This is a genomic window from Rothia dentocariosa ATCC 17931, assembly GCF_000164695.2.
Classification (GTDB): Bacteria; Actinomycetota; Actinomycetes; order Actinomycetales; family Micrococcaceae; genus Rothia; species Rothia dentocariosa.
In genome coordinates this window covers 17,488-42,073 of sequence record NC_014643.1, presented here as the reverse complement: position 1 = coordinate 42,073, position 24,586 = coordinate 17,488, and the positions used below count along the sequence as shown (strand labels likewise).

23 protein-coding genes and 1 other RNA gene are annotated in these 24,586 nt (G+C 52.3%); 10 read left to right on the top strand and 14 right to left on the bottom strand.

Annotated elements, in window-relative coordinates; genetic code table 11:
• Window positions 1-95: 95 nt before the first annotated feature.
• From HMPREF0733_RS00180 to HMPREF0733_RS00175, 3 genes are all read left to right on the top strand, one after another.
• Complete coding sequence (locus HMPREF0733_RS00180; protein ID WP_013397396.1) at window positions 96-1,331, top strand: DUF4190 domain-containing protein; 1,236 nt, start codon at window positions 96-98, stop codon at window positions 1,329-1,331.
• 237 nt (window positions 1,332-1,568) lie between these two features.
• Window positions 1,569-1,942: a transfer-messenger RNA gene (gene ssrA / locus HMPREF0733_RS10835) on the top strand.
• 211 nt (window positions 1,943-2,153) lie between these two features.
• The gene (locus HMPREF0733_RS00175; RefSeq protein WP_244864743.1) at window positions 2,154-2,813 is read left to right on the top strand and encodes a hypothetical protein; all 660 of its coding nucleotides are present in this window, start codon (window positions 2,154-2,156) and stop codon (window positions 2,811-2,813) included.
• Window positions 2,814-2,952: 139 nt separating this feature from the next.
• Here the strand turns inward: HMPREF0733_RS00175 and HMPREF0733_RS00170 are convergent, their stop codons facing one another.
• The 8 genes from HMPREF0733_RS00170 to HMPREF0733_RS00140 all read right to left on the bottom strand — a co-directional run bounded on the left by HMPREF0733_RS00170 (window position 2,953) and on the right by HMPREF0733_RS00140 (window position 12,622).
• Window positions 2,953-3,765 (bottom strand): inositol monophosphatase family protein, encoded by an 813-nt coding sequence (locus tag HMPREF0733_RS00170; protein WP_013397394.1) that lies wholly within the window; start codon window positions 3,763-3,765, stop codon window positions 2,953-2,955.
• Window positions 3,766-3,833: 68 nt separating this feature from the next.
• Window positions 3,834-4,976 (bottom strand): ribosome small subunit-dependent GTPase A, encoded by a 1,143-nt coding sequence (gene rsgA, locus HMPREF0733_RS00165; RefSeq protein WP_013397393.1) that lies wholly within the window; start codon window positions 4,974-4,976, stop codon window positions 3,834-3,836.
• Window positions 4,955-6,373 (bottom strand): 3-phosphoshikimate 1-carboxyvinyltransferase, encoded by a 1,419-nt coding sequence (aroA, locus tag HMPREF0733_RS00160; RefSeq protein WP_244864741.1) that lies wholly within the window; start codon window positions 6,371-6,373, stop codon window positions 4,955-4,957. Before aroA ends, rsgA begins: the two co-directional genes overlap by 22 nt.
• A gap of 279 nt (window positions 6,374-6,652) precedes the next feature.
• Entirely contained in the window at window positions 6,653-6,943 is a 291-nt protein-coding gene (gene rsrA, locus HMPREF0733_RS00155; RefSeq protein WP_004005003.1) for a mycothiol system anti-sigma-R factor, read from the bottom strand.
• A 36-nt stretch (window positions 6,944-6,979) separates the two neighbouring features.
• Window positions 6,980-7,621 (bottom strand): sigma-70 family RNA polymerase sigma factor, encoded by a 642-nt coding sequence (locus HMPREF0733_RS00150; RefSeq protein ID WP_041321511.1) that lies wholly within the window; start codon window positions 7,619-7,621, stop codon window positions 6,980-6,982.
• Between the two features lie 203 nt (window positions 7,622-7,824).
• Entirely contained in the window at window positions 7,825-7,899 is a 75-nt protein-coding gene (locus HMPREF0733_RS11525; RefSeq protein ID WP_095343185.1) for a 50S ribosomal protein bL37, read from the bottom strand.
• A 197-nt stretch (window positions 7,900-8,096) separates the two neighbouring features.
• Window positions 8,097-8,693 (bottom strand): GDSL-type esterase/lipase family protein, encoded by a 597-nt coding sequence (locus HMPREF0733_RS00145; protein ID WP_013397390.1) that lies wholly within the window; start codon window positions 8,691-8,693, stop codon window positions 8,097-8,099.
• Between the two features lie 239 nt (window positions 8,694-8,932).
• Window positions 8,933-12,622, bottom strand: coding sequence for a multifunctional oxoglutarate decarboxylase/oxoglutarate dehydrogenase thiamine pyrophosphate-binding subunit/dihydrolipoyllysine-residue succinyltransferase subunit (locus HMPREF0733_RS00140; protein WP_172461394.1), 3,690 nt, complete (start codon window positions 12,620-12,622; stop codon window positions 8,933-8,935).
• A 506-nt stretch (window positions 12,623-13,128) separates the two neighbouring features.
• Here HMPREF0733_RS00140 and HMPREF0733_RS00135 point away from each other — a divergent pair.
• The 5 genes from HMPREF0733_RS00135 to HMPREF0733_RS00115 all read left to right on the top strand — a co-directional run bounded on the left by HMPREF0733_RS00135 (window position 13,129) and on the right by HMPREF0733_RS00115 (window position 18,633).
• Window positions 13,129-14,481 carry a hemolysin family protein gene (locus HMPREF0733_RS00135; protein WP_041321824.1) on the top strand — a complete coding sequence of 451 codons (1,353 nt, stop codon included), beginning with the start codon at window positions 13,129-13,131 and terminating at the stop codon, window positions 14,479-14,481.
• The gene (locus HMPREF0733_RS00130) at window positions 14,478-15,572 is read left to right on the top strand and encodes a hemolysin family protein (protein WP_013397387.1); all 1,095 of its coding nucleotides are present in this window, start codon (window positions 14,478-14,480) and stop codon (window positions 15,570-15,572) included. Before HMPREF0733_RS00135 ends, HMPREF0733_RS00130 begins: the two co-directional genes overlap by 4 nt.
• Before the next feature lie 146 nt (window positions 15,573-15,718).
• A complete protein-coding gene (locus HMPREF0733_RS00125) occupies window positions 15,719-16,699 on the top strand; it encodes a metal ABC transporter substrate-binding protein (protein ID WP_013397386.1) in 981 nt (326 codons plus the stop codon).
• Window positions 16,700-17,686 carry a metal ABC transporter ATP-binding protein gene (locus HMPREF0733_RS00120; protein WP_013397385.1) on the top strand — a complete coding sequence of 329 codons (987 nt, stop codon included), beginning with the start codon at window positions 16,700-16,702 and terminating at the stop codon, window positions 17,684-17,686.
• On the top strand, window positions 17,683-18,633 hold the full coding sequence (locus tag HMPREF0733_RS00115) for a metal ABC transporter permease (protein WP_013397384.1): 951 nt from the start codon (window positions 17,683-17,685) through the stop codon (window positions 18,631-18,633). The genes HMPREF0733_RS00120 and HMPREF0733_RS00115 overlap by 4 nt, the downstream gene beginning before the upstream one ends.
• Before the next feature lie 126 nt (window positions 18,634-18,759).
• Here HMPREF0733_RS00115 and HMPREF0733_RS00110 read toward each other — a convergent pair whose 3' ends face one another.
• A complete protein-coding gene (locus tag HMPREF0733_RS00110; RefSeq protein WP_037231042.1) occupies window positions 18,760-19,224 on the bottom strand; it encodes a Fur family transcriptional regulator in 465 nt (154 codons plus the stop codon).
• A 194-nt stretch (window positions 19,225-19,418) separates the two neighbouring features.
• Here HMPREF0733_RS00110 and HMPREF0733_RS00105 point away from each other — a divergent pair, with 194 nt between their 5' ends.
• A complete protein-coding gene (locus tag HMPREF0733_RS00105) occupies window positions 19,419-20,078 on the top strand; it encodes an MBL fold metallo-hydrolase (protein ID WP_013397382.1) in 660 nt (219 codons plus the stop codon).
• 15 nt (window positions 20,079-20,093) lie between these two features.
• Window positions 20,094-20,522 carry an HIT family protein gene (locus tag HMPREF0733_RS00100; protein ID WP_041321510.1) on the top strand — a complete coding sequence of 143 codons (429 nt, stop codon included), beginning with the start codon at window positions 20,094-20,096 and terminating at the stop codon, window positions 20,520-20,522.
• Between the two features lie 231 nt (window positions 20,523-20,753).
• Here HMPREF0733_RS00100 and budA read toward each other — a convergent pair whose 3' ends face one another.
• The 5 genes from budA to HMPREF0733_RS00075 form a co-directional block, all read right to left on the bottom strand.
• Window positions 20,754-21,503 carry an acetolactate decarboxylase gene (gene budA, locus HMPREF0733_RS00095; RefSeq protein ID WP_004004988.1) on the bottom strand — a complete coding sequence of 250 codons (750 nt, stop codon included), beginning with the start codon at window positions 21,501-21,503 and terminating at the stop codon, window positions 20,754-20,756.
• Between the two features lie 90 nt (window positions 21,504-21,593).
• Entirely contained in the window at window positions 21,594-22,079 is a 486-nt protein-coding gene (locus HMPREF0733_RS00090; protein ID WP_013397379.1) for a GNAT family N-acetyltransferase, read from the bottom strand.
• A 154-nt stretch (window positions 22,080-22,233) separates the two neighbouring features.
• On the bottom strand, window positions 22,234-22,716 hold the full coding sequence (locus tag HMPREF0733_RS00085; protein WP_238382282.1) for a GNAT family N-acetyltransferase: 483 nt from the start codon (window positions 22,714-22,716) through the stop codon (window positions 22,234-22,236).
• A gap of 115 nt (window positions 22,717-22,831) precedes the next feature.
• The gene (locus HMPREF0733_RS00080; protein ID WP_013397378.1) at window positions 22,832-23,698 is read right to left on the bottom strand and encodes a GRP family sugar transporter; all 867 of its coding nucleotides are present in this window, start codon (window positions 23,696-23,698) and stop codon (window positions 22,832-22,834) included.
• A 221-nt stretch (window positions 23,699-23,919) separates the two neighbouring features.
• Window positions 23,920-24,435, bottom strand: coding sequence for a nuclear transport factor 2 family protein (locus HMPREF0733_RS00075; RefSeq protein ID WP_013397377.1), 516 nt, complete (start codon window positions 24,433-24,435; stop codon window positions 23,920-23,922).
• Window positions 24,436-24,586: the final 151 nt, after the last annotated feature.

The following is a 24,586-nucleotide window of genomic DNA, read 5'->3' as shown; positions in this document are numbered from 1 at the left end:
GGTTTTCGATATAAAAGTTCGTATAATGAAAGTTGGTACTCAGCAATAACGCCGGGATAACCGACGGCCTCACCGAAGACAAAGGATAGTAAAGCATGTCAGAAAACCTTTACGGTCAGAACAAGCCGCAAGGGCAGTCGCAACAGCCTGGTCAAGATCAAAACTCTCAAAATCAGGATTCACAAGCGCAACAGCAATATCAGGGGCAGGTTCCCCAGAGTAATAGTTCCCAGCAGGGGAACTACCAGGGCAATGGTGCTCAGAACTCATACCAGCAGCAGTACCCTCAGCAGCCGCAACAGGGCTCGGGCAATCAGCATCTTTTCTACGGTGGTCAGGCACAAAATCAGCAGCCTACTCCATCAGCAGGGCAGCCCTCCTATAACACGCAGTACTCTAGCTCCTCGAACATGGTTTCGGGGCAGCAACAGCATTCTGCACCCCAGCATTCTTCGCAGACTGGGCAGAATGCTTCAGGACAGGGCTACGCCTCACAGCAGAGTTATAATTCGGCACAAGGTTACAACCAATATCAGCCGACCCAGGAATCACGGAATTACTCTCAGCAGGGGAACTCTGGCCAGCAGAATAGTAATTCGGCACAGAATTACCAAAATTCTGCGGGATACCAGAACGCCCAGCAACAGGGATCTCCACAGCAGAACAGCTACGGTCAGAGTTCTGCTCAGACGCAGCAGAGCGGATCATCTGTTTATAACGGAAATTCTTCCTACGCTCAGCCACAGCAGCAGGCCCCCTACGGAACTTCTGGTTCCCAACCTGCACAGCAAAATGCTCAGCAGGGCTACGGTCAACAGAATTCTTACTCGCAGACGAGCGGATACCAGAACCAAGCTGTAAATTCGGGATACACAAGTCAGAATCAAAACTATTATGGTGCCCAGAACCAGCAGGGGCAGTATGGGCAGCCCGCCTACGGTTCTTCTCAGTTTGACGCAAATGCTCAGAACGCAGGCGGTCCCTCGCAGGCCGCTCCGGTTATGGCAATTATTTCCTTGGTACTTGGTGTGCTTGCCATTGTGAGCGGATGGTTCATCGTCGGAGGTCTGCTTGGTATTGGCGCTATTGTTTTGGGCGCTCTGGGGCTTCGCCAGTCACGTCAGCTGGGCAAGGGTAAGGGAATGTCGATTGCCGGTATTATTACCGGTGGCGTGGGTATCATCGTAGCTATTATCGCGACTATCCTTTTTGTGCTGGGGCAGCAGACTCTTCAGGAATGCCAGAAGGTCGGTACTCCGGATGGTAACGGCAACAAGGTCTGCCAGGTGGGGGATAACCCCGATAGCCGTATGACTGTTCCTGCTCAGTAGCGGCAGGTAGCGGTTTTTCGCTGAATCGATGAAGGGATGGAGTACATCCGTTATGGGGTGCTCCGCCCCTTTACGTGTACGTAAAAGTAAAATAACGCTGGGGAAACAGAAGAATCTGAGGGGTTGTGTGATGGTAGGCCCTCTGATATAGTTAATCGTCACCGCCACGAATGGTACTGCATGTCTTAGGACAGCGTGGAGAACGTTCACGGGCGGCGCTTTTTGATAAAAGTATAGGGGGATGATCGGTTTCGACGATGTGAGTCGAGATGGGTGAAGCGTGCCGAGGACGCAGGGTTATCTCGTTAACGCCCTCTGCAAAAAAATAAGTGCAAAATCTAAGCGCACTGACTTCGCACTCGCTGCCTAAGCGCGAGTTGCAGTCTGTCGGTCTGAGCATGCCTTTGGCTCAGAACCCGGCATCGACTTAAAAGGCCACTGCTGTTAGCCCTCGTCGTAGGGGCTGATGGGACTTTTATTACGAATAGGTTTGTCGATGTAAGTGTTTGTGCAAACATCGAAGCCGAGAAATAGCGCTTTCACAAACTGCGCACGGAGAAGCCCCGTTGAAGCCACATCGGACCGGGGTTCGATTCCCCGCATCTCCACAAAAGCCCTTAAATGGGCAGGGAACTAAAACCCAAACCTGATAACTGAGCCGCCCACCAGCAGAATCGCTGGTGGGCGGCTCAGTTGTATTTGGCTTTTTTCGCGCCGAACAAAATATGGGAAGTATACAACGGCTAAAGCCGCAAGAGCATGATTTTCAGCCCGGAATAACGTAATATCAAGAAAGAAGACTCAGCGCGTATGGAGAAAAAGATGACAGAAAACCCGCGACAGGATCCTATGCCAGATTCAAACACACCTCAGGCATCGTATCCTCAAGCCGAAGCTCCAACGCTACAGGAGGGTCACGATATGCAGAATTCTGCAGCTTCAGACGCGCCATTGGCAGCTTATGCTTCAGCAACGGATGGAGCGTCTCATCCTCAGGCTCAGCAAGCCGTACCCCCAGTTGGAAACGTGGCTGCCGCCTACGACTTTGGCTACCGTAGGGCTCCTCGCCAATATGAGGTTCCACCTGAGGACAGGCGACCTTACGGGGAACCTACCGGTGAAATTCGCGGACCTGGATATTTCTACTCGATAGGTTCTTTTGCTGCTTCGCTTTGTGGACTCGTACTTACCGGATTTAGTGGCTTTCAGGTACTGGGGATCGCTATACTCCACGACGACTACGACTCTATGGGCTATGGTGCCTATGAATTTACGACAATCTCAAATACCATGCTTCTAGCGTTGGTACCTATAGTTATATCAATATGGCTGGGGATTTTTTCCTTTACTGTGAACAAAGGATGTATTACCCCCATGACGGGCAGGATGCGTGCCTTTGCCTCCCTTGGTATCGTCATGGGAGCCTTAGGAGCTTTAGGAATAGTTGGAAACTTCTTCCTCTACCTTCTTGCGATTTCCTAGAAATTAGCCTGCCAACACGTGCACATTTACCCGTGCACCGAAGCCAAAGCCTATGTGAAAGCCCCGATGGGATTATCACACATAAATCTGGTGACCCGTCGGGGCTTCGCCGTCCCTTACCACAGGGCCCGAAGAATGGTTACTCGGGCGCAAGCTGGCTTATCACAGAACGATGCAAGGTCCCATTAGTAGCCAAAGTACTGGCGGTACCTTCTGCCTGCGCTGTAGCTACTGCATCGTCACCAGCTGCTGTTGTGAAGGTTCCGCCTGCTTCATGCACAAGCGGAACTAGCGCGGCAATATCGTGGAGCGCAACTTGAGCTTCACAGGCAATATCAACAGCCCCTTCGGCCACCAGACAATATGACCAGAAATCACCGTAGGCACGGGAACGGTTAACCGCATGGACTAGCGAGAGAAAATTCTGTTCGAGTTCTAGTCCCTCCCATCCTTTGAACTCGGCATAGGAGAGCGAGGCTCCAGAGACCGTGGGGACGCTCGACACCTGAAGTCGTGTAGCCTGAGTTAGCGATTTGCCTGCGTAGGCGCCTGTACCCTGCGCAGCCCACCACCGTCGCTGTAACGCCGGGGCAGATATAAGACCCATAACCGGTTCACCCTGATCGAGGAGAGCGATGAGTGTGGCCCACACTGGAACACCACGCACAAAATTCTGCGTACCATCAATAGGATCGATAACCCACTGCCTGGCAGCCGTACCTGTTGAGCCTAGCTCTTCACCGATAATACCGTCGCGTGTGCGTACCCGCGAGAGCTGTGCACGCAGAAGTTCCTCGACCTCACGATCCACCTCGGTCACTGGAGTGCCGTCGCTTTTGTGTTCCACGGTAAAAGACCGATCTTTAAACCGGGACATGCTGACGCGATCCACGTTATCCGCCAGGATATGCGCCAGCCTCAAATCATCAGTGTATGACGTCGTAAAGTTCATGAATCTCTCATCAGTCGTCAAATGTTACCGTGTGTGGTCTTAGGAACTTATGTACAGGATACGAGCGATTACACGAGTGTCCCAAGCTCTTTATCGGAATCAGCTTCTTCATCAGGAACAACCTGCAAAAGTTTTCGCAGCGAATCCAAACGCGCCGCACCACTGGCCCCCGCTTTACCCGCCTGCACGTAAGTATTTATACCGCAATCTACCGCTTGAGCCGCATGATGACAGCCCTTAGGGCAGTCCTGCTCGCCAGGAGCCAGATCGGGGAACGCCTGTACAACCTGCTCCGGCGGAACATGAGCCAGTCCAAAAGAACGTATACCCGGAGTATCGATAATCCAGGTTCCGGGTGGTACATGAAGCTCAGGCGTGGATACGGGCTGTAAGGCGAGAGCTGACGAAGATGTATGACGACCCCGCCCCGTAACGGCGTTAACGTGCCCAGTCGCACGGTCCGCACCAGTGAGTGCATTCACCAAAGTAGATTTACCTACCCCCGAATGCCCGAGAAGCACAGATACCTTACCCACAAGCTCTTCGAGAAGCTTATGAACGGGGGCATGCAGAAGACCCTCGGCTCCAGACTCACTCGGGGCTCGACCGTCAGCTGACCCCGAGAGTACAATTTTTAGCCCGGAGGCACTGTAATAATCGAGTAGTTGCTGCGGGTGAGAAACATCGGTTTTTGTAATGCACAAAATAGGCTCTATCCCGGCGTCATATGCAGCGACGACGGCTCGATCAATAAAACCTGTGCGCGGCTGCGGATTCGCAGCAGCAACCACAATGACCAGCTGGTTCGCATTGGCCACCACCACGCGTTCGGTTGTATCCGTGTCATCGGCGCTGCGGCGCAGTACCGAAGAACGCTCTCCCAAACGAACGATGCGCGCTAGGGTGTCTTTTGCGCCGGATATATCGCCGACTACATCTACAAAGTCTCCAGTGACAATGGGGGTACGGCGCAATTCGCGTGCCCGTGCCGCGATAAGAGTCCGTTCCTGTGGGGTGCCTTCATCGACAACTACTGACCACCGACCACGATCGACGGTGACGACGCGACCGCGTATAGCATGCTTGTACCGGGGGCGTTCCTTAGTGCGGGGTCGAGAACCCTTTTTATTGGGGCGAACTCGAACGTCGGATTCATCCCACTCGTCGAAAGACCGGTTTCGGGATGGATTCACGAGCGCGCTCCTTCCCATTGCGAAAGCATTTTTTGCCAAAGCGCTGTGAATTGTGGGAGTGTTTTTGCGGTTGTCTGAACGTTTTCGATGCGCACTCCGGGTTCGTGAAGTCCAATAACCGCCGCGAACGTTGCTACTCGATGGTCTTCATAGGTCTGTACCGTCACAGGAGAGTCTTGAGGCAGACGTCGAACGGGGCGAAGAACGTGAATACCGTCGGCTGTTTCTTCGGCAAGCCCGCCCAAACGGTTAATCTCAGTGACGAGAGCCGCGAGGCGGTCAGTCTCATGCCCACGCAGGTGCCCAATGCCAGTGAGAGTGCTCGGGGAGTCAAGAAGCGCAACGAGAGCGGCAACTGTGGGCGCGAGTTCGCCTGCAGTCTGTAGGTTAAACTCGACCCCGGAAAGCCGGGTTATATCTTCGGGCCCGGTGACTGTGAGCGAACCATTAGAGAATTCAACGGCACCGCCTAAACGGGGCAGAATGGTACGCCACTCATCACCTCCCTGCGTTGTTCCGGGGGAACCGTCTGCTGTAGGAGCGGGCCAACCGGGAATAGTCACTGAGTTGCCTGTTACCATCGCAGCTGCAAGGAAAGGACCAGCGTTAGAAAGATCCGGTTCAACCGTGATATCAAACCCGGAAATAGTGCCCGGGAATATACGCCAGGCGTATTCATCAGCAACGGCTTCGGCGCGTACCCCCAAGTCACGGAGGGTCTGCAGGGTCATCTCAATATGAGGTATCGAAGGCACGGCGTTTCCCCGGTGATGAATCGTTAACCCCTGAGGAAGCCTAGGCGCAATCAAGAGCAGAGCAGATACAAATTGCGATGAAGCCGAAGCATCAATAAAGATCTCTGCGGGAGTACCGGATGCGGCCGCAAGTCCGGGGGAATGCAGGGTGAAAGGCAAGGTATCTACGGAATCATTGCCCGATCGTTCAATACGCGCCCCTAGCTGACGCAGACCATCGCAGAGCGCCGCCATCGGCCTTTTGCGGGCTTGTGGATCACCATCAAAGTTGTAATCACCCGGAAGCAAAGCAGCAAGAGCGGGTACAAAACGCATGACCGTTCCCGCAAGTCCACAATCAATCTTTACCATTGGGGGAGCCGAAGCAAGATTTAGAGGGGTTATGAGAAGATCAGGACCAAACTCCGAGCCTGTTTCGATACGCTCGAACTGGGCTCCGAGTGCCTCTAAAGCGGAAATCATGAGGGCTGAGTCTCGCGAATGCAGGGGAGCACGCAACCGTGAGGGAGAATCAGCAAGAGCCGCGAGGAGCAGGTAACGGTTGGTGAGCGATTTGGAGCCGGGGATGCGCATCCGTGCGCTCATCCCAGGCGCACCCCGGTACGTGGGGGCTTCCCATGCATGTGCCGTGGTATTTTGCGCCGTACTCAATTCGCTCATCGGTATAACTCTCTGCCTCCCATAATCTGTCTGGTGTTTGCGCTGGAACTCGCCGGTTATCTGTACCTGAGGACGCTCTTCTTCGCGCCCATACACTTCAACCATTCTACCGGGTGGGTACCCCAAACGGGTGAGAATCTGGGTAAAACGGTGTATCATTTTTCGCGGTGAACACACAATATTATGCGGGTTTATAGAAGAATAGCGAGGAGAAACCCGGTAGTCGAGTTTTCTCCCCGCCGTAGTATGCCGCGAACTTAGACCAAGGGCGGTGAAGGCTTAGGCACTCGCCGAACAAAATTCATCAATATGTTCCAAAAGCCTGGCTTTGAGGGATTCAGGCGCCTGCTCGTCACACGAAGATTTGATCTTCGCACGCAAAAGGACCTCAAGATCCTTCGCTTCGGTGCAATGCGAGCAAGCATCAAGGTGCCTCTGAATTTCTTGTATTTCCTCAGCGGTGAGAGCGCCATCAAGATATTCATAAAGGTTTTTGAGTGTTGTGGAACAGGGGTTGCCGCCACAATCTTCGGTAAGTGCCGTGCTATTCTCGGGTGTTTGCTCTTCCATAGCAGACTCCTTTCTTCCGAGTTTATAAAACTGAGCCTATTTCTTCTTCGCCGCTTTTGCTTCGACCTTTGCGATAGTCGAAGGGCGTAAACCATTTTCACGAGCATAATCCAGTAATTTTTCGCGCAGAATGCGGCGTCCGCGGTGCAGCCGCGACATGACCGTCCCTAATGGAATATCCATAATCTCGGCGATCTCTTTATATGAGAACCCCTCGACGTCGGAGTAGTACACCACCATGCGGAAGTCTTCGGTGAGTGAGGCGAGAGCCTGCCGTACTTCGGTGTCCGGGAGCGCATCCAGAGCCTCCATCTCGGCTGAGCGTAGCCCTGAAGCGTCATGAGCGCCCGCTTGGGCTAACTGCCAGTCTTCGACGGATTCCGTATGGGCCTGCTGTGGCTCTCGCTGGCGTTTACGGTACAGATTAATGTATGTATTGGTTAGAATACGGTACAGCCACGCCTTGAGATTGGTACCTTGCCTGTACTGGTGAAAAGAGGCAAAGGCTTTCGTATACGTCTCTTGAACGAGGTCTTCGGCATCTGCCGGATTCCTGCTCATGCGTAAGGCAGCGGCATAAAGCTGATCGACGTATTGCATGGCATCCGCAGTGAAGCGCTCACGTAATTCACGAGGTGTGAGAGTCGCCGTCGCTTCTGCGGCGTTGGACTCGCTCATAGGTGCTCTTTTCTGTCGTGTAATGACTTTCGGGGGGCCTGTGTACAGCATACCTTCGTGTGAGGCTTCGGGGAATGTAACGGCTCGCTCGAATGAATTATTCCCGGTATCCGCAGTACGATCATTAGCTGAAAGGCCAGATAATTCGATAAAGCAAAACCCCGGTGAAAGACCACCGGGGTTCTTACGTATAGCAAGATACCTTATGCGTTGGGGCGCTTACCGTGGTTTGCGCCGCCTTTACGACGGTCCTTGCGCTTACGACCGCGCTTGCTCATAGGAGCCTCCTTCAGAATTGTGAACCTCTGCTCAAAGAAAGCCAGCGAGGTTCTAAACTAACCGCCCCGAGTCTTAGCACAGGCTTAAACGCATAGGGCAACGCCGTCTATTTTTTCATAGAAACGGCTTGAATGCATCTTACCAACAGGTTGATGCGAAAAATATGGAGATCTAGATACTCTGTCTGCGTAAGATCTTACTGCTCGGGAAGGTTAAGCCAGCTGTACCAACCGCGGTGGAGCACAAGCCACGCCATGAGACCGTATCCAGACTGCCCCGGACGCCCATCATTAGCGGCCAGATCATTGCGCCATTGTTCGTGGTGCAAAAGAGGGTTGAACGTATCGACATACACGTGATTGCGGCGGGTTACTACATCTGCATAAGCCGCCGAAAGATCAGCGATGCGACGGTTACGCTCCGGGTCGAGAGTCGGGGGAGGGCCCACCACAAGTACACGGATGCTGTTCTGAGACGCCATGTCTACCATATTGGCAAGATTCAAGCGTGAACGTGCACTAGTGAGTCCCAAATCAATGTCAAAAGTTGAGGGAGCTATGACCAAACGATTATCGGCACCGGGAAGGAACCTGCGGCGTGCCTCATCAAACCATCGAGTGCTCAGCTGCTCGCTTCCTTCATTCGGGGCGGCGAGATTATAGGCTGAAATGGATGCACTAGTTTGCGGGGTACGTGCCATCACGCGACCAAACCAACCTAGGGTGCGGGGGTCACCGACACCGGCGAGCAGGTCGTCTCCAACCGCTACAAGTCGAATATTGCGTTGCTCCACGGGGTTCTTTCTTCCGTTGATATCTTGCGTCTGCAGTACGTAAACGCTCTGTCCTTTTGTTTAAGCATAAGGTGTTCGAGTTATGTTTTCGAACTCCTCGAAAATTTTTGATCCAATCGTGATGAAAAATCCACTTGAGGCATAGGAAAAGCCCCATCACTACAGTCTTCCACAATCGCACGAGTTATAAAACTCGCTGTGAAGCTACGGTTGTGATGGGGCTTTACCCCACAAAGGATTTAGCCTTCGAAGACCTGCTTCATCAGTGCCTCAGCTTCAGCGGCATGGCGTTTACCCGTACCTGCTGCGGGAGATGCCGACGCAGGGCGGGAAACCAAACGCATCCGGTAGTCAATAATTGGCAGCAGGTTCAAAGCCATAAACGGCCACTGACCCTGGTTAGCGGGCTCATCCTGTGCCCATACAATATCGGTGGCGTTCGAGTACAAATCCAGCTGCGCCTTGATCTCTGCCTCGGGCAGGGGGTAAAGCTGCTCAACGGAGACGATAGCGGTTTTCGTATCACCGCGCTTTGCACGCTCAGCCTCAAGATCGTAGTAGAGACGACCAGAGACAAAGACTACACGCTCAACTTGGGCTGGAGTAACACCGGAACGATCGCCAATAACGGGCTGGAATGACCCCTCCGTGAAGTCCTCAATTGAGGATGAGGCAGCCTTCAAACGCAAGAGCTGTTTAGGGCTAATAACCACAAGCGGCTTATACGGGCGGTGCTGTGCGTGACGACGCAACAGGTGGAAATACGATGCCGGGGTAGAAGGCACAGCAACCGTCATATTGTTTTCAGCGCACAACTGCAGGTACCGTTCTATACGCGCTGATGAGTGGTCCGGGCCCTGCCCCTCATAACCGTGGGGGAGCAGAAGAACCAGCGAAGAACGCTGACCCCACTTCTGTTCAGACGATGACACGAACTCGTCGATAATCGTCTGGGCACCGTTCGCAAAGTCACCGAACTGGGCCTCCCACACCACCATCGAATCGGGACGTTCAACCGAGTATCCATACTCGAAGCCTATGACACCGTACTCAGACAGGAGTGAATTGTAGATACGTAGCTTGCCCTGATGGTCCGAGAGGTGCTGCAGCGGTGACCATTCGTCATCGGTGAGATGATCATGCAGCACCGCGTGACGCTGCACGAAGGTACCGCGTTGAACGTCTTGGCCGCTCATACGCACATCGGTGCCTTCCATGAGCAGAGAGCCAAAGGCCAGAAGCTCGCCCATGCCCCAATTGACCTTGCCGTTTGTGCCCATCTCAACGCGCTGTTCACACAGTTTCTTGAGCTTTTTGTGAACCGTGAAGCCCTCGGGAACTTCGCCGAATGCTTTTGCGATGTGCTCGAAGGTATCGCGAGAGATCGCGGTGTTACCGCCATGAACAATTTCGGTGCTCTGCTGAGAAGCAGGCAGCTCAAGCCCAGCAACATTGGGGGTCTCGGGAGCGGGTACGGCCGCTTGGGTCTCGCTGAAGATCGCATCCAGCTTCGAGTGGTATGCACTCAATGCCTCATCTGCTTCTTCTTGGGTGATATCGCCGCGACCCACCAGAGCCTCTGCATACTTGGTGCGGGTCGAAGGCATATTATCGATCACCTGGTACATCTTCGGCTGAGTCATCGACGGGTCATCAGCCTCGTTGTGGCCACGGCGACGGTAGCAGAGTAAATCAATTACGGCATCGCGGCCGAAGCGCTCGCGGTACTCGAATGCGAGACGACCTGCCCGAACTACAGCCTCGGGGTCATCGGCGTTTACGTGGAAGACAGGCGCCTTGGTCATCCGAGCAATATCGGTTGCGTTGGTGGCGGTACGGCCATCCTTCGGAGATGTTGTGAAGCCGATCTGGTTATTCACCACGATGTGTACGGTGCCGCCGGTAGTGTAGCCACGCAGATTAGCCATCTGCAAGGTTTCCATGACGATACCCTGTGCGGCAAACGCGGCGTCACCATGAATCAAGATGGGCAGAATGGGATGACCTTCGATACCCTGGTCGTTAAGAACATCCTGCTTGGCGCGCACGATGCCTTCCAGAACGGTGTTAACAGCCTCCAAATGTGAAGGATTAGCAGCCAAATACACCTGAGTCTGCTTGCCTGAGGTAGAGGTGAACGTGCCCTCGGTGCCAAGGTGGTATTTCACATCGCCAGAACCACCTTCATATGGTGCCGCAGTACCGCTGAACTCACGGAAAATCTGGGCGTAAGACTTACCCGCGATGTTGGTCAGAACATTGAGGCGGCCACGATGCGCCATACCGATGGCGACCCCGTGCATATTATTATCTGCCGCTTTGTTGATGATCGCATCCAGCAGGGGGATGAGCGACTCTCCGCCTTCGAGTGAGAAACGCTTCTGACCCAGGTATTTGGTCTGCAGGAAGGTCTCAAAGGCCTCGGCCTCAACAAGCTTCTCCAGAACATGCATCAGACGTTCGCGGCTAGGCTTGCTGTAGCCATGCTCCAGCTTCTCTTGGAACCATTCACGGGCTTTACGGTCTTCCATGTACATGTACTCGACCGCGAGAGTACCCGCATATGCCTCACGTAGACGCGCCAGAATAGTACGCAAAGGAAGCTGTTCTTTGTCGCCAAACCCTCCCGTAGGCCATACTCGATCCAGATCCCACAGAGTCAGACCGTAGCTTTCTACGTTCAAATCGGGGTTTGAATGTAGCTGGTAGCCCACTGGGTTGGTGCGGGCGATAAGGTGACCGTGCACGCGGTACGCGTGGATAAGCTGCTGAATGCGGGCGACCTTAGAAACCTCAGTATCAGGATTAACCTGATTATCCTGGCTCCATCGAACAGGTTCGAAGGGAATCTGAATAGCCTGGAAGATTTCGTCATAGAATCCTTCGGCACCTAAGAGGTAGCTCTCTACTATCTTAAGGAATTCGCCGGAACCAGCACCTTGAATAACGCGGTGGTCATAGGTGCTCGTAAGGGTAATAACCTTGGAAATAGCATGCTGGGCTACCATCGTCTCCGCCACACCGCGGAACTCAGCAGGGTATTCAAGAGCACCCACACCGATAATTGCGGCCTGCCCTTTCGAAAGACGAGGAACAGAGTGTACGGTACCGATACCGCCAGGGTTCGTGAGAGTAACCGTAGTTCCCTGGAAATCTTCCAGCCCAAGCTGGCCTGCACGACCACGTTTGACGATATCGTCGTAGGCCTGCCAGAACTCCAAGAAGCTCAAGGTCTGTGCACCCTTGATATTCGGAACCACGAGGTTGCGGGAGCCATCAGGGCGGGGCAGATCGATAGCCAGACCGAAGTTCACGTTCGCATTGTGAATAGCAATCGGTTTGCCTTTTTCATCATGACCGTAGGTGACGTTCATTGAAGGCATGGCAGCGAGCGCACGAATAACAGCGTACCCAATGATATGCGTGAAAGAAATCTTGCCGCCGCGGGTTCGAGCTAAATAAGCGTTGATGGCAGAACGGTTTTCAATCAGCAGTTTAGCTGGTACCGCGCGCACCGTCGTAGCGGTTGGAACGGTGAGCGAGTCTTCCATGTTGGCGGCAACGGCTTTAGCCGGTCCGCGTAGGGGTACAATTTTATCTTCTAAAGGTTCCACGTTTTCTGCCTTTGATGAGGTTTTAGGAGCGGGCGATGCTGTCGACTTTGTTGGTGCGGCAGGCTGAGGTGCCGGGGTAGTAATAGATGCTGCAGCGGCTGGAGCAGAAGGTGTCGCCTCGGCTTTTTGGGTAGCTGTTACCGGGGCGGAGACCGCCGGAGTTCCTTGAAGGGCCTTATCAATGGACTGAAAAATGGGCCACCACGAAGGATCCACGAGATTTTTGTCTTGCTGATAACGTTCATATTGTTCTTCGACGAACCATTCGTTACCGGCAAATTCCTCAGGTACCAGGTGATCTGGCAGATTTGGCACTGTAAACGCCTCTTCCTTGACTGTGAATTTATCCGTCGCGTCCGGAGAAATCCGGCACAGACGACCCGCATCTTCGAGGGGCGAATCATCACGCTGAGTATAAGTTGGCTTTGTGTGTGCCTCTTCAAGTCTCGCACACATTGCGGACTGCAAGAGCTGCAGCGCACCAAATACTCTATAACCTAGTTTAGTGAGAACTCACCCGAACTTTCCAGCTGAACCCGGCGGATACGGTGAGTTGTTCTTCACGGGAACACGCTTGTAGGAAGGCAAAACATGCCTTGAGGGTGGGTAAGTTCTGCGAGATATTGTGCTCATGGGAGCTTATGCATCTCTGTTTTACATTGATATCTAAAGGAAAGCGTAGCGACCACTGCAAAATTGCCTTAAACATTCGCTAGAATATGGGCTATGGATGACCCCTTCAGTTACCCCAATACAGACTGTCGAATATTACACTTTTATGACGCTCGTCGTCCTGATGACGTTGGGTGCGCGGTGAACGCATGAACTTTATACTTCTTGCTCTCGGCATCGCACTCATTCTAGGAACCGGTTTCTTCGTAGCTGTCGAATTCTCACTTGTGGCGCTTGAGACCGCGACCGTGTATCAAGAACGAGAAAAAGGTGATACTCGCGCTAACGCCGTTCTTCAATGCTTACGTACTCTCTCAACACAGCTTTCAAGTTGCCAAATTGGCATTACGATCACGACTCTGCTCACGGGGTACACACTCGACGCTTCCATTAATGCGTTAACCGCTGGATTTATCTCTTCGTGGGGTCTTCCTAGGGCTGTAACTTCAACCCTGACCCTTGTGCTTGCTATGGGAATTGCCACCCTGTTATCAATGCTCCTCGGTGAACTGGTGCCTAAAGGCCTTGCGATCGCTGAACCCTACCGGGTGGCGCGGCAAGTCGCGCCTGCGCAGCTTATATTTACGCGCATCATGAAACCTGTGGTCGTCGTGATGAACGGGTCTGCCAATAGGATTCTTCGTCTCTTCGGTATGGAGGCTCAGGAGGAACTTTCTGCTGCCCGCAGTCCCGAAGAGCTTTCGGCAATGGTGCGTCGCTCTGCGGAGCAGGGAACCTTGGATTCGGATACGGCTCGATTTGTGGATCGCACGCTCAGTTTTGCTGAACTTACCGCTTCCGAGGTGATGACTCCGCGAGGGCGGGTTACGATGCTCGAAGATACGGCGCCCGTAACAGAGGTTATAGAGCAGGCCCGTGCGACCGGGCATTCGCGTTTTCCTCTATATCGTGGAGATCATGACAATATTGTGGGTGTTATCCATGTGAAGAAAGCTGTCGGGGTTCCAACCGATGTGCGTGAAACCCTGGAAGCCGGTGCATTGGCTGATGATGTGCTGCAGGTTCCTGAAACGCTGCACGTGGATGCGCTTCTTACTCAGCTGCGTGAAGGAGCATTACAACTTGCCGTCGTTCTCGACGAATACGGCGGAACATCGGGAATTGTGACTCTTGAAGACCTTGTTGAAGAAATTGTGGGTGAGGTATCCGATGAGCACGATCAAGGGCGAACGGAACGGCCTCTACGTTTTGGTAACGGCGACTGGGTGTTCTCAGGCTTGCGTCGCCCGAATGAGGTTAACGAATTTATTCCCGGTGTCATCGCCGAGCATCCTTCTTACGAAACCGTGGGCGGTTTTATGATGGAGCAGCTGGGGCGCATACCTGAACAGGGTGACCAGGTACCGATCTCTGGCGGTATTCTGCGTGTAGACCATGTTGAGGGGCGCCGGGTAGACCGCATCCGCTTTATTCCCGACAGCATCGGGAAAGGACTCGTATCGCAGCCAGCGGTTTTGCAGAATCGGCGGGTGCGCTCATGAATGACTGGATAGCTATAGCACTCCTCGTTATTTTGCTTATCGGCAATGCATTTTTTGTCGCAGGTGAATTTGCCATCATGTCTACCCGCCGAGCCCAAATAGAGCCCCTGGCGGATGGGGGAAATAAACGCGCAAAAGTGGTGCTCTACGCACTGGAACGCGTTTCTCTGATGTTGGCTACCTGCCAGTTGGGTATTACGATTTGTTCTCTGCTGATTCTGAACGTTTCCGAACCTGCTCTGCACCATCTGCTGGGGACACCTTTAGAGTTACTTGGTCTTCCGCACGCCACGGTCGATATTCTTGCCTTCGTCGTTACCCTTATCGTGGTGACGTATCTGCACGTTATTTTTGGTGAAATGGTGCCGAAAAATGCTGCGGTTACTCTGGCAGCGCGCGGTATTGCCCTGTGGATTGTTCCTACGTTGGTACGGGTTTCGCATGTTTTTGCTCCCATCGTGGCGTTTCTCAACGGTATGTCAAACATGCTTTTACGCTGGATGCGGGTGGATATTAAAGACGAGGTCGCCTCTACCTTTACACTAGGCGAGCTACAGTCTATCGTTGCCCAATCCACGGCAGAAGGCACCGTCGAGGACGATGCCGGCGTTATCGGCGGCGCTCTCGAATTTAGCGGGAAGCATGTTTCTGAGATTATGGTAAGTCGGGACAACGTGCATACACTGCCCTTCGGATGTACTCCGGCAGAGGTAGAACACGCCGTAGCACGCACCGGATATTCTCGTTTTCCCGTCCACGATGAAGCCGGAATCTATATGGGGTACCTGCACCTCAAGGATGCCCTAGACGTAGCCCCTGAACGCACAGACCAGCCCTTTCCCTGGTACAAGCTGCGGTCTTTGACCGTTCTAACACCGACGACCGAAATTGACGATGCGCTCGCCACCATGCAGCAGAATCGCTCTCATCTGGCGCAGGTCGTAGACACTTCGGGCACATTATTAGGTGTGGTCTTTATGGAAGATGTGATCGAAGAACTTGTGGGCGAAATTCGTGATACGACACAGGACTCGAAGCGGCGTAAAGCCAGCACATCGCACTCTGAAGGGATAAGCCAAGATGAACAATAAAGAGTTGTTTATACGTTATATGGCGTGATTTAGTGGTAATGCATCAGCAAACCCGGCGCGTCGTAATTGAAAATCGTTTTCACCTTGCGTAGCCTGGTAAAACTCGCTCGGAAAATATTCGCGCCGCAGTCGAAAGAAGAAATAACATGAAAAAACTCATGAGCACCATAACGGTATTGGCTGGAGTATCTCTCATGGTGAGTGGCTGCTCAACCGCTAACTCGGGTTCCAACGGGTCATCAGGCAACGACGGCGGGAAAGTAAAAGTTGTTGCAACCACTGATGTTTATGCCGATATTGTCAAGCAGGTGGGAGGGGACAACGTAGACGTTACCCCTATTATTGCGTCAACTAGCACTGACCCTCACTCCTATGAAGCAACCGCAGCAGACCGTGTTAAAACGAAGGACGCAGGTCTTGTTGTCGTCAATGGAGGCGGCTACGACCAGTTCCTTGAAGATATGGCAGGCAAAGACAATAGCTCACAGAAGGTTGTCAACGCCGTCAAGCTGAGCGGGAAACTAACTGACAGTGAATATGATCATCTCGCCGAAGACCACAAGGACGGTCATCATGACCATGAAGACGGTGAAGAACATAAACACGCCCACGAGTTTAACGAACACCTCTGGTACGACTTCGACACCATGAAGAAAGTTGCCACCGAAGTAGCAGAAGACTTGGCACAGCTGGATTCCGCACATGCAGACTCTTACCGCGAAAATGCTAAGAAACTCGGCACAGAACTTGATACTCTGGACTCCTCAGCGAAGAAGATTGACGGCAAAGGCAAGAAATATATTTCGACTGAGCCCGTGCCCGATTACCTGATCGCCTCCACGGGAGCCGAGAATGCAACCCCTGAAGAATTCGCGGAATCAATCGAAGCTGAGAAAGACGTTCCGGCACTCGTGCTTAAGGAAACCCAAGATTTGGTGACTGAGAAGCAGGTCTCCCTGGTGGCATACAATGAGCAAACCGAAACCTCACAGACCAAGGAAGTGCTTCAAACGGCTAAAGACGCGGGGGTTGCCCACGTTTCCTTTACCGAAACTCTCCCCGAGAACACCGATTACCTATCGTGGATGAAGACTAACGTTTCAAATCTCGAAAAGGCACTTTCCTAAGTGAAAAATACGACACCATCAGGCACCCCCGCGATAGAAATACGCGGGGGTAACCTCGCTTTTGGAACCCGTACCCTTTGGAATGACCTCAACCTGTCCATTGCTCAAGGAGAATATTTCGCGGTCCTTGGGCCGAACGGTTCCGGAAAATCTACATTCCTCAAAGTAGCCCTCGGACTCACCGCGATGAACACCGGCACAATCTCTGTTCTGGGCAAGCCGGCCCGCGCCGGAAACCCCGGCGTAGGCTACATTCCCCAGCAAAAAGCAATCGACCCATCAACCCCGATGCGTGCCCGCGACCTCGTTGGCTTGGGCATCGACGGGCACCGCTGGGGAATCCGGTTGGGCGGCAGAAAGTATCGTGCAAAAGTCAATGAACTCTTAGAGGCCGTCGGCGCTTTAGAATACGCCAATGTCCCGGTTGGTCTGCTTTCAGGGGGCGAACAGCAGCGACTGCGCATAGCCCAAGCTCTCGCGAATAACCCCCAAATGCTGCTTGCTGATGAAGCTCTTCTCTCTCTCGACCTGAACCATCAATACGCGGTTGCTGATCTGATTCATCGGTTTAACCGCGATCAGGGTGGCTCTGTTATCTTCGTAACTCACGAGATTAACCCCATCATTGAGCATGTTGATCGCGTCTTATATCTCGCCAACGGGCGATTTACCGTAGGAACTGTACCCGAGGTCATGAACAGCGAAACCCTGAGCGATCTTTATGGAACCCCCATCAACGTGCTGAAATCCAACGGGCGCTACGTTGTGGTAGGGGAGACCCATGCCAGCGACCATTGCCATGTGGTAGGTGGGGAGCAGAACCTTCATGGTGCGCATCAGGACCTTCGAGAAATTGCAGTCGAGACGGATCATGATGCATCCTCGGGCAAACCGGTCAAAACCGCGAGCGCGGCGGGTGCCTTAGAAGATTCTTCTAATACTACGAAATATCACGCCGAGCACAAGGGCGGAGGAACACCCCAATGATTCTTTCCACAGTAATCTCTCCGGTGCTTGCGGCAAGCCAGCAACAGAACGATTTACTCTCGCGGATTTTCGTTTTCGACCGATACAGCGAACTAGTTCAGCTGTTGCAGAACTCTATTCTTGCGGGTGCAGTCCTCGGTATTATCGGTGGTTTCGTCGGCATGTTTGTTATGATGCGCGATCATGCCTTCGCCGTTCACGGTGTATCTGAAATGTCGTTTGCGGGTGCCGCGCTGGCACTTCTGCTGGGGTACGATGTCATTACCGGGTCAATGATTGGGTCCATTATCTCCGCCTTGCTGATCGGCATGATGGGCGTGAAGAAAAGCGAATCAAACTCGGTCATTGGTGCCCTCATGCCCTTTGGTCTGGGCTTAGGCATTCTCTTTCTCTCGCTCTATCAGGGCAGGAGCGCCAATAAATTCTCGCTTTTAACCGGTCAGATTGTTTCGGTTGACGGCGATCAGCTGAACGCCATGATCGCTGGAGCCATCGTAATTATCGCAATCCTGACTCTGGTCTGGCGGCCACTGAGCTTCGCTTCACTCGATCCCGAAGTGGCCCAGGCAAAGGGCGTTCCTATGCGTACCCTATCTCTGGTCTTTATGGTGGTTCTGGGTATCGCTGTAGCGCTTTCGGTTCAGGTCGTTGGCTCCCTGCTGGTGCTGGCCCTCTTGATTACTCCGTCTGCCGCGGCACTTCAGGTGACTGCATCCCCGCTTAAAGCGCTTATTCTCTCGGTGATTTTTGCGGAACTGGCTATTGTGGGCGGTATTTTGCTTGCGCTTGCTGGTTCGTTACCGATCAGTCCTTATGTCACCAGTGTATCCTTCGTAATTTATCTTATCTGTCGCATTATTGGCGGAATTAGGAGGCGGCACAGCGCATCAGGTCGCATCGCCCGTCAGACACAAGGGGATGCACATCATCACCCTGCGAGCGTCTAGTAGCGGCTCTTTCTAGAGAATCTTAAAGTCTGTTGCCCACAACTCAACCAAGAGTTCAAGAGTTGTGGGCAACAGACTTTAAGAGTAGCGCATACTCTGCGGGATGAACCAAGATTCAGGTCTTATTTACTGGCGCCCCGTCAACCGATTTTCTTCATCGCGGAGTTCCAGAGTGCATTCAGGGCAGTAGCCGGTAACTTCAACTACATGCTCCAATTCCGAGAACCCGTATTTTTTCCCCATATCAAGGGCCCAATCCTCAATAGCGGGTGCCTCAAGCTCCACGGCCTTACCGCAACGGCGGCACAGAAGATGATGATGGTGTGTATCGCCCTGACAATGACGGTAAAGCGACTCGCCTTCGACACCCTTCACGACATCCAGTTCTCCCGAATTAGCGAGAGACTGGAGCACACGGTAGGTTGTCGCCAAAGACACCTGCTCTTTACGGTTAGCTAGGGTGAGGTGCAAATCCTGCGCCGAAATAAAATCGCCCAGTTCGGCCATCGTGGCCTTGATAATGCGGCGCTGCTTGGTGTTGCGCGCCTCTGCCTGTTTCACGATCTTGCGGACGGGAATATGAGTATCCAAAACATAACCTTCCGGGTGGGGCACACCCAAGTAGTATGCGGGTTTGTGAGCCTTTTCTAATGACTCTACACTAAAATTTTGCATATCAAGTGCGAGTTATTAATTCTCTCACGTGGTGAAAATTCTAGATTACCCTGTAGTTAGCTATGGTACAGCACTAGAGCAGGCTCGAATCTGGCGAGTAGACTGGAACCATGGAACTGACAAAATATACCCATTCAAGTGTGCGGATAGAGCACGACGGTCATGTACTAGTGTTTGACCCCGGAAATTTCGCGCCTGAGGGCGAACATGCTCAGCTGCTTGATGGCGCGGACTACCTCTTGATCACACACGAGCACCCCGATCATTTTGATGCCGATCGTGTGCTGCCTTTGATCGCCGAAAAGCAACAGTTGCGTATTTGGGCGCCGCAAGCTGTCGCAGAGAAAATTCTTGATACTGCACCAAACGCCCACGTCACTGTTGTATCGGCAGATAGCGAATTTTCGGTGCCCGGTTTTGATGTACAGACCTTTGGCGGTCAGCACGCGCTGATTCACCCTTTGATCCCTACGATCGCCAATATTGGATACCTCATTAACGGTGTTGTGTACCACCCCGGTGATTCCCTCGTGGTGCCACATGGTGTGAAAGCTCCTCATGTGTTGGTGCCGGTGCACGCGCCCTGGAGCAAAGTTCAAGAAGTTATCGATTTTGTGATCGCGGTGGGAGCACAGCATGCGTACCCCATTCACAATGGCATGATTAATGAGAATGGTACGGGAATTATCGAGGGTTTGATTACTACCTTTAGCAACAAGTACGGTACCGAATATTCGCATCTAAACCCCGGTGACACGGTCAAGTTCTAGATTTTGGAGGATAGAGTGAGCAGTATTTTTACCAAGATTATTGACGGCGAGATTCCGGGCCGTTTTGTCTGGAAAGATGAGAAATGCGTAGCGTTTATGGATATTCAGCCAGCATCGCACGGGCATCTGCTTGTGGTCCCGCATGAAGAAATTGACCGTTGGCCCGAGCTGCCGGTGGAGCTTGCAGCACATCTTTTCGCAGTAGCGCATAAGATTTCCGGCGCTCTAGATCGAGCTTTCGATAAAGACCGGGTAGCGCTTATGATTGCCGGGTTCGATGTGCCACACACGCATATTCATCTGTTCCCAGCGGATAGTATGGCGGAATATGACCCGGCGAATGCGCTCGCTAACGTGACTGCCGAGGAACTGGATGCTGACGCGGAGGCAGTGCGTACCGCCCTGCGCGACCTCGGACACGGTGAATTTGTGCCGGAGGCTTAGGAGCGCCTGATTCTCTTATTATTCCGTTTCACCACAGACATTAAAAAGTGCCTTTATTCAGATAAAGGCACTTTTTAATGTCTGTGGTGAGCATGATGCACAGCTTAGCGTCCCTCAGCGGTACGCTGTGAACGGTGCATGTTGCCCTGTTGTTGCTGCTGTGAAACAGGCAAAAGCCTTCGCATACTCGCAAGAAAAGTATTCGGAGGCTCGCCCTCGCCGTAGGTAGGTTTAGTGTTTTTCCGCCTTTGAGATCTGATCTGCCAAATCTTCGGGGGAGAGGTTGGCGGAAGAGAACTCGGGGGTCAGTGGCAGATGCAGCTGTAAACCGGTGCCGGGGCAGATTTCTACGTTTGCTGACTTTAGTTTGAAGTCGACCACGTGTCCGCCATGAGTACGGTCATCGTCAATAAAGTGGGCGTGGCACCCCGGAACGGAAATGCCCTGCTCATAGATTGGGGTACGGAAACCCACAATCGTTCCCGTCAGATTATCGAACTGAACGATATCCTCATTCTCGGTTGCGTCTACCATCTTCGGGTAGGGCTTTTCCTGCTTGACCACGGTACGAGTACGAACCCACTCAAACTCGCCATAAATCTTGATAGCGTACATGTAGTTCTTCGACACCGTAAAATTATCGAGAACCTGTGAGGTGGAGGTGCGCAGCATGTTTTGCGGAAGCTCACGACGGATCATGGGTACGAAGTTTGTGACCACTGCATATGGGGTTCGATCAGTAAGCTGGGGGATAGAAACCGAGCCGTCATGGCGCACCTGGTAACAATCGCCGTCGAGCACCACCATCTCCCCATCAAGGCCGTTAAAAGTTCCTACCCCAAAGTTACCGTGGCTCAACAGTTCACCAATTGTCATTTCGCCATCGTACACGCCGTCGAGTAGCTGCGACATAAGACCTGTCTGGAAGACCTCGTTGCGGAATACGGTTTCTCCATTGAGCTGAGTCGGCTGATATGCCATCGTTTTACCTTCCATCGCGTATATTTGACTACACCATCATTCTACGCCGCATATTCCAAATGCCGTGTTTGTATATAAAATATGCCCATGCTAGAGATCGAGTACCATTTCAATGTGCTTGATTCCAGCTTCCTGATAGGGTTCACCGCGAGCCACAAAACCGGCCGCCCCATAGTAGGTATCTCTTAAATATGCTTGCGCGCTAATCACAATCTGCCGTGCAGATGTGTTCGTGCGAATCCAGTCAATGGCCGCGTGTAAAAGTTTACGTCCTAGCCCATTTCTGCGTACTTCTTGACGTACCGCAACACGACCCAGCGTCCATGCATCTGCGATGGTGCGGTGATTACCGTCATTGACATGTTCCAGATCAAACATGCGCAGATACGCGAGTACACGACCAGAATCATCAGCGGAAAAGAAATGGACGCATTCAAAATCGGTTTCATCAGCCTCGGGCTCAGTAATCTTCTGCCCCGCAGCAAAAACCAGGGTGCGTGTTATATGAATCTGCTGAAGTTCATGCAGTGTGAGCTCATCAAATAGTTTGGCCGTAAAACCGGGAGAGGAAGTCATGAATCCTGCTTGTCTGACGAACGGTCTGTTGAGAGCGGGCGGGCATATAATGCGTAAAAACCTACACTACTAGAGGCACATATCCGGCACTGTAGTTTCCTAAAACTTGCCCGTCCCGCATCATCCGTGGATGCGCTAGTGCTCAATCGCCGGATTAGCGCTGCAAATCGAGTACCATTTCGACATGCTCGATTCCAGACTCCATGTAGTGCTCACCGCGCTCAACAAACCCCTCAGGACTGTAGTAGGTATCTTTCAGATATGCTTGAGCGGCGATCACGATTTCTTTTGCGTCCGTGTTATTCCGGATCCATTCCAAGGCTGCGTGTAAAAGCTTACGTCCCAGGCCGGTACCACGTGCATCTGGGTGAACTGCCACACGGCCGAATGTCCACGCGCCCGGAATGTAGCGGTGGCGTGCATCCTGAACCTTCTCAAGATCGAATAGACGCAGATACGCGAGCACTTTTCCCGAATCGTCCTCATTCACCATATGGATGCATTCGAAATCAGCGTCATCAGGCTCCTGATCAGTTGATTGCTGACCCACTGTGAACACCAGAGAACGAATAATATGAATCTGCTGCAACTCGTGAGCGGTCAGCTCGTCAAAATGCTTGGCGATGAATTTGGACACGGGCTCTCCTGCGTTGGTCATATCGGTGAAAAGACAGTTCTCATTATTCTAACGTGATGTGTGCGAATCACACGAAATCTAAAGAATATACGGTAAGAATGTGCGGCGTGTACAGCTAAAGCGTACCAATAAGAACGCCGCCAATAACTACGAGGGCGAGTCCTCCTAACACATACAGCAACTCCAGCCTCGTTTTCTTCTCGCCCAGTAGCAAGATACTGCCCAGAGTGGAGATAATAACGTTCATCTGTGAGAGTGTAAACCCGCTGGCAACACCGTTGCGATGCGGCTCAATAGACACTAGGTAGGCTAACGCAGCACCCGAGAAAATCACGCCACAGATAATGTTCTGTAAAGACTTCTTATCCCAAGGGCGGGTACCGTCACGGGTCAGCATAGACATCGTGATAGCTGCTACCACCATACCCACTGATTGGGGCAGGAATTTATACCACCCGTCTACACTCACATAGTTGGGAAAGAATGAATATCCAACATATCCGATGGTAGAAAATAAGAGTGTGATAATACCGGTCCGCATATTCCCGCCAGACTGTGGGTCAGGATTCTCTTGCTTCGTGGTCATCCAAATACCGATGATAATGAGAGCCAGAGCTACGGCCCCAATTACTTTAGCTTGAACGGTACCCCAGTCGCCGAACGCCACCACGCCCATCAGCGAAGTACCTACCAGCTGCATGCCAGTCGATAAAGGCATGGTTTGAGAAACACCGATTTGGGTAAAAGCACGGTACTGGTTCATCTGACCAAACGCCCAGCTTGCTCCTGAGAGGAAGCACAGAAAAAATGCCCAAGCGTCAAGGCGAATCGGGAAGAAAAGCAGGGAAGTGGCAATACCCATGAGGAGCACGCCCATCGTGGTACCCATAATTTGCTGAGTCGGTTTACCACCGATTTTAGATACGCACAGAGGCAGAATGCCCCAGAATAGCGCGGGTATAAGACCGATAAGGATATTCATGGAAATATTTCCTTAGGCACTATGAGAACACAGAATATACAGCTGTTCCGTGGAAAGAATAGTAAATTACCATTTTAGAAACGTCTATAACGCTGTAAGCTCACTCTAGCTTATCTTGTTTTATAAAATTCGAGCCCGGCAGGTAAACATCCTGTTTGAGATCTTAAAACAGAAGATGCCCTCCTTACATAAGGGCATCTTTAGGATAGTTCGGTCAAGCTTTAAGACCATAGGGAAGCGACAGTCTTCGTAAAGTGCGCACCATCGGGGTGTATCTGCGATACAAGCTGGAGATTCCAGGTTCCATTGCTCCCATTAATATTTGCGGTCGTGCGCGTACGTGCTACGAGCTGAGCGCCATTGTCACTTCGTTCCACGTGAGCAGATACTACCTCAATATTGCTGTAGGACATAGTTTTATCGGCAACCGACTGTACCCACTCATCGCGAGTCTGGATTTGGCCTGTGATGTGGGTGAGTGTAGCATCCTCAGTGAGAGTGGAACGGAGAGATTCGGCGTCAGCATCCATCATCGCCATAAACATACGCTCTTGTGTGCGAATAGGCTGTTCATCGGAACCTGTATAGGGCTCGCCTGGTGCAGAGGGTAATAGCTGGTCATTCTTATATAGTGCTTCATCGGACGACAGCGAGCTGGAAGCGCAACCTACGAAAGTTGCAACTGCTGTAAGACCAGCTGATAGACATACAGTACGCCGTGATAGTACATGCGACACGTCAAACTCCTTTAGAACGTGGAGGCAGTAATCCCCTAAGAACTTACTTGCGGCTTCATCATACGTGAAGGTTAAGCCTTAATTCCAAATTTTGTAAGTATTCCACATTATGGCCACTGAGGGAATCAAGTACCTTGTGGAGCTGTTCTTT